We start from the raw sequence: 4551 nt of genomic DNA, 5'->3' as shown, positions 1-4551 counted from the left end.
TAGCTTTATTAATGGCATCATGACAACTTCGATGCGGTCTATATCCAAAACTTGATGGATGGAACTGCTCTTCGAAGATGGGGGTTAGCAGATCATTCAGGGCTTGTTGGACAACTCTATCCCGTACTGTCGGGATCCCAAGCAATCTTACTCCGCCTCCTTCTTTCGGGATTTCTACCCGTATGACTCGTTGCGGTTGGTATTGCTTGGTTTTGAGTTCAGAAACAAGATGGTCGAGATTATCACTCAGATATGAGGCATAGTCGCTCAGGCTCTGCTTATCTATTCCTGCCGCTCCTTTTTATTTCCTGACCTTCTTAATTACTTTGTATAGACGTTCTTTACTGAGTAGTTGACCATACAATCTTTAATAAACTCTCAACTTTTTCCCTCGGTTTGTGTGATGTTTGGGGACAAGATGTTTTCCTTTTTGTGTCGGTCTACTTCACTCTGCTTTGTAGCCTTCTAGCTCAATGGCAATCTACTACAGTTAGGCAAAGTTACTCCCATGTACGGTTTCTCGTTTCAGTGCACCACTTCCACAGCCCACCAGTCCGGAATACCCCAATAGCGAGTTGGTTTGTGTACCACTAAAAAAAAACATCTGCTCATCACAGACTTAAAGTATGCTTCCTCCCTTCGCAACACTGATAAGCTTTTGGCTAGTCAGTGCCCCATCAAACGCAGTGCTGATGGTCAGCTCGGTTTTCTCCTCCACACCATTACTGGGCTTCACTGGTCGAGCCTTACTTACTACTACGGATTCATCTGCCACCTCGCACCAACATTCACCTTGATTCACCTCTTGATGGATGCTTCCGGCATTTGCCCGGATGTGGTGTCAGGCTTCCCCAGTTATAGCACTGACTCCCTGTTAGATATCCCACCATCAATCACAGTATTGGTCTGACTAAGAATTGGGCTTTGCGCTATTTTGGACGCTTAACCACCAGTACCGCCGAAACAGATTACGGTTAGTTGAGTACATCTAACTTCCTATGGCTTCCTTCAGACACCACCGTTAGCCCGTGACGCCCTTGCCATTCGGATTGTCTTCCCCTTAGTCAGGGTGAGTCCACTTTCTTTCAAGTGGACGGGTTTGCCAGCTTTGCTGGGCAAACAAAAAACACCAGCCAAGGCTGGTGTTTTTAAACTTGCGTAAACTGAATTATTCAGCAACAACTTGTAGTTTAACTTCAGCAAAAACTTCAGAATGAAGTTGCACGCTGATTTCGTACTCACCAGTGTTACGTAGAGCACCTTCAGGTAGACGAACTTCGCTCTTAGATACTGCAACGCCAGCCGCTGTGATAGCGTCAGCGATATCGCGAGTACCGATAGAACCGAATAGTTTGCCTTCGTCACCAGCTTTAGAAACAATAACAACTGCTTCTAGTGCATTAACTTGGTCAGCGCGAGCTTGAGCTGCAGCGAGTTGCTCTGCAACTTTAGCTTCTAGCTCAGCACGACGGCCTTCAAACATTTCAACGTTAGCTTTAGTTGCCATTACAGCCTTACCTTGAGGGATAAGGAAGTTACGAGCGTAACCAGATTTAACGTTTACAGTATCGCCAAGAGCACCTAGGTTACCGATTTTATCAAGTAGAATAACTTGCATTGCTTAATCCTCTTTCTAATAAACGGTGCCAATTACTGATGTTTGTCAGTGTATGGCAGAATAGCTAGGTAGCGAGCACGTTTGATTGCGCGAGCTAGCTGACGCTGGTATTTAGCGCTAGTACCAGTGATACGGCTTGGTACGATTTTGCCAGCTTCAGTGATGTAGTTTTTAAGAGTTGCTACATCTTTGTAGTCAATCTCTTGTACGCCTTCTGCAGTAAAACGGCAGAATTTACGACGACGGAAGAAACGAGCCATGGGCTATCTCCTGATCTAAATTTGAATAATGTTGTCGGCATGTAGTACCAACTTTCCCAAACCATTTCGGCCGGTTTGATAAGCAACAAAGCCACTTACCTGAATACTACTGCCTTGTACTAAGTCTTGAGTTAAGATTTTTGACCGCTGCCCACTCACTACCACTGGAATTCGACAATATACTTGTCGCGGGAAGTCAGCTTCAACCACCGTAGAGCGATGCTCTAGCCAAAAATGACAGTGTTCAACACCCGATGGACTTTGGCTTCGAATCGGAGGTTTAGCGACTGAGCCACTTAACTCCATTCGATTGGTCATCAATACAATTACTCAGCAGAATCTTCTGAACGGTCTTCAAACTGTTCGCGACGAGGAGCACGCTCTTCTTTCGCTTTTAGCATGATTGATGGTTCAGTGATCGCAGATTTAGTACGCATGATCATGTTACGTAGAACTGCATCGTTGAAACGGAAAGCAGTTTCTAGTTCGTCAATCACAGCTTGGTCAGCTTCAACGTTCATTAGAACATAGTGAGCTTTATGTAGCTTGTTGATTGGATAAGCCATTTGACGACGGCCCCAATCTTCTAGACGGTGGATTTTACCGCCAGTTTCAGTGATAGAACCAGTGTAACGCTCGATCATACCAGCAACTTGCTCGCTTTGATCTGGGTGCACCATGAATACGATTTCGTAATGACGCATTTATTGCTCCTTACGGATTATTAGCTTCCAAAGTTGGCCCGGTCATCCACAGGAAGCAAGGAACTAATGATAATTGACCGAGAATAAAGGAGCACGAATAGTACAGAATGTCAGCAGGGTTAGCAAGGGAAATTATTGGGGGCGGAAAGTAAGAATTAAATGAGAATTTTGCTAGTTCCCACGCTCCCGCGTGGGAATTCATACTTGAGTTAAATATTTCTCATCTACTAAACATTCCGGCGTAGGTAAAGTTTGATATGTATTCCCACGGAGGACCGTGGGAACAAGGACAAAAGGGGAAAGAACCAAGACTAATCTTCGTCGACAAACTGAGCCTGAAGATAATTTTCAATACCGGTTTTTTCAATCAAACCGAGCTGGGTTTCTAACCAGTCGACGTGCTCTTCTTCATCTTCGAGAATCTCAAGAAACAGATCACGGGAAACATAATCACGAATGTCTTCGGCATAGGCAATGGCGTCTTTCAAATCGGGGATCGCCGACATTTCTAGTTTGAGATCGCATTCGAGCATTTCTTTGGTATCTTCACCTATCATCAACTTACCGAGATCTTGTAGATTTGGTAAACCTTCCAAAAACAAAATCCGTTCGATAAGGTGATCAGCATGTTTCATTTCATCAATCGATTCATGGTATTCCTTATCCGCTAAATGCTTTAAGCCCCAATCTTTATACATACGTGCATGTAGAAAGTATTGATTGATGGCAACCAGCTCATTAGCAAGAATTTTGTTGAGATGTTGGATTATTATTGGATCGCCTTTCATGACAAAGCCCTCCTCTTTGGCTCTTTTAACTTTAGAACCAAATAAGAGAGTGTCAAAAAAAGATGTAGCGCTATGTGGGACTTTTCAGCCAACAGAGCGTTTCAGTTAACTTGCTTGTTTCAGTTGCACGACCTCAACTTCACTTAAAATTTCTTTTGCCTGACGTACGCACTTGCCACATTGAGAGCCTAATGGCGTGCATTGTCTGATACCACGGATATCGGTAACCCCTTGCTCAATCGCAAGCTGCTTAATTTTCTTATCCGAGATACCGTGACACAAACAAACGTACATACTGCAACCTTAAAAACGAACCTTGCTCGAAATATAAAAAAGAATCGTTCTTATTACCAGTAAGTTTTACACGTTACTCAGATCGATTAGTTATATAAAGAATAGGATTTTAGAAGAGAAAAACAGTTAGCTGAATCAGGTGGTACAACGAAAAGTTTAACCTAATGTTTTTACTAATAAGTTACTCACTACCACTACTTTAGATTTAAATTTTTTTATAACCAAAATGCAAAAAGGGAAGCTGAAGCTTCCCTTTTCTAATGCGAGGTTCGCAGTAAAATTTCGCGATTAAGCGAAGATTTTAGCTACAACACCAGCACCAACTGTACGGCCACCTTCGCGGATCGCGAAACGTAGACCTTCATCCATTGCGATTGGAGCGATTAGCTCTACAGTCATTTGGATGTTGTCGCCTGGCATTACCATTTCTACGCCTTCTGGTAGAGAGATATCACCAGTTACGTCCGTTGTACGGAAGTAGAACTGTGGACGGTAGCCTTTGAAGAACGGAGTATGACGGCCGCCTTCGTCTTTAGACAGTACGTATACTTCTGACTCGAACTTAGTGTGTGGAGTGATTGAACCAGGCTTCGCTAGTACTTGGCCACGTTCTACGTCATCACGTTTAGTACCACGTAGTAGTGCACCAACGTTCTCACCCGCACGACCTTCGTCTAGAAGCTTACGGAACATCTCAACACCAGTACATGTAGTAGTTGTCGTGTCGTGGATACCAACGATTGCAACTTCATCACCGACTTTCAGGATACCGCGCTCGATACGGCCAGTTACTACTGTACCACGACCTTGGATTGAGAATACGTCTTCGATTGGCATTAGGAACGGCATGTCTACTGCACGCTCTGGCTCTGGAATGTACTCGTCTA

General features: G+C 43.9%; 8 protein-coding genes and 1 pseudogene. 1 reads left to right on the top strand and 8 read right to left on the bottom strand.

The annotated features are described in order from the left end of the window. Nucleotides 1–364 (bottom strand): annotated as a pseudogene (locus ACK5MF_RS17240) (reverse transcriptase domain-containing protein); the annotation flags it as partial. 294 nt (nucleotides 365–658) lie between these two features. Here ACK5MF_RS17240 and ACK5MF_RS17235 point away from each other — a divergent pair. Further along, nucleotides 659–910, top strand: a complete 252-nt coding sequence (locus ACK5MF_RS17235; protein WP_416923779.1) for a hypothetical protein — start codon at nucleotides 659–661, stop codon at nucleotides 908–910. Nucleotides 911–1168: 258 nt separating this feature from the next. On the opposite strand, the gene rplI is transcribed toward ACK5MF_RS17235, so the two are convergent. From rplI to ACK5MF_RS17200, 7 genes are all read right to left on the bottom strand, one after another. Next, nucleotides 1169–1618 carry a 50S ribosomal protein L9 gene (gene rplI / locus ACK5MF_RS17230; RefSeq protein WP_416923778.1) on the bottom strand — a complete coding sequence of 150 codons (450 nt, stop codon included), beginning with the start codon at nucleotides 1616–1618 and terminating at the stop codon, nucleotides 1169–1171. A 32-nt stretch (nucleotides 1619–1650) separates the two neighbouring features. Then, nucleotides 1651–1878, bottom strand: a complete 228-nt coding sequence (rpsR, locus tag ACK5MF_RS17225; protein WP_042490278.1) for a 30S ribosomal protein S18 — start codon at nucleotides 1876–1878, stop codon at nucleotides 1651–1653. A 15-nt stretch (nucleotides 1879–1893) separates the two neighbouring features. Further along, a complete protein-coding gene (gene priB / locus ACK5MF_RS17220) occupies nucleotides 1894–2196 on the bottom strand; it encodes a primosomal replication protein N (RefSeq protein WP_102943069.1) in 303 nt (100 codons plus the stop codon). A gap of 8 nt (nucleotides 2197–2204) precedes the next feature. After that, nucleotides 2205–2582, bottom strand: a complete 378-nt coding sequence (gene rpsF, locus ACK5MF_RS17215) for a 30S ribosomal protein S6 (RefSeq protein WP_165312422.1) — start codon at nucleotides 2580–2582, stop codon at nucleotides 2205–2207. Between the two features lie 311 nt (nucleotides 2583–2893). Next, the gene (gene bfr / locus ACK5MF_RS17210; protein WP_416923777.1) at nucleotides 2894–3370 is read right to left on the bottom strand and encodes a bacterioferritin; all 477 of its coding nucleotides are present in this window, start codon (nucleotides 3368–3370) and stop codon (nucleotides 2894–2896) included. Between the two features lie 105 nt (nucleotides 3371–3475). Next, the gene (locus tag ACK5MF_RS17205; RefSeq protein ID WP_416923776.1) at nucleotides 3476–3664 is read right to left on the bottom strand and encodes a (2Fe-2S)-binding protein; all 189 of its coding nucleotides are present in this window, start codon (nucleotides 3662–3664) and stop codon (nucleotides 3476–3478) included. Nucleotides 3665–3952: 288 nt separating this feature from the next. Continuing rightward, on the bottom strand, nucleotides 3953–4551 hold a 599-nt coding region (locus ACK5MF_RS17200; protein WP_416923775.1), incomplete at its 5' end, for an EF-Tu/IF-2/RF-3 family GTPase.

Source organism: Vibrio sp. (assembly GCF_047973365.1).
Lineage (GTDB): Bacteria > Pseudomonadota > Gammaproteobacteria > Enterobacterales > Vibrionaceae > Vibrio.
This window is presented reverse-complemented; position numbering and strand designations above follow the sequence as displayed.

What these genes read in the sequence shown, in the direction of transcription:
- rplI (WP_416923778.1), bottom strand. Translation starts at nt 1,618, where the DNA reads ATGCAAGTTATTCTACTTGATAAAATCGGTAACCTAGGTGCTCTTGGC.
- rpsR (WP_042490278.1), bottom strand. Translation starts at nt 1,878, where the DNA reads ATGGCTCGTTTCTTCCGTCGTCGTAAATTCTGCCGTTTTACTGCAGAA.
- priB (WP_102943069.1), bottom strand. Translation starts at nt 2,196, where the DNA reads ATGACCAATCGAATGGAGTTAAGTGGCTCAGTCGCTAAACCTCCGATT.
- rpsF (WP_165312422.1), bottom strand. Translation starts at nt 2,582, where the DNA reads ATGCGTCATTACGAAATCGTATTCATGGTGCACCCAGATCAAAGCGAG.
- bfr (WP_416923777.1), bottom strand. Translation starts at nt 3,370, where the DNA reads ATGAAAGGCGATCCAATAATAATCCAACATCTCAACAAAATTCTTGCT.
- ACK5MF_RS17205 (WP_416923776.1), bottom strand. Translation starts at nt 3,664, where the DNA reads ATGTACGTTTGTTTGTGTCACGGTATCTCGGATAAGAAAATTAAGCAG.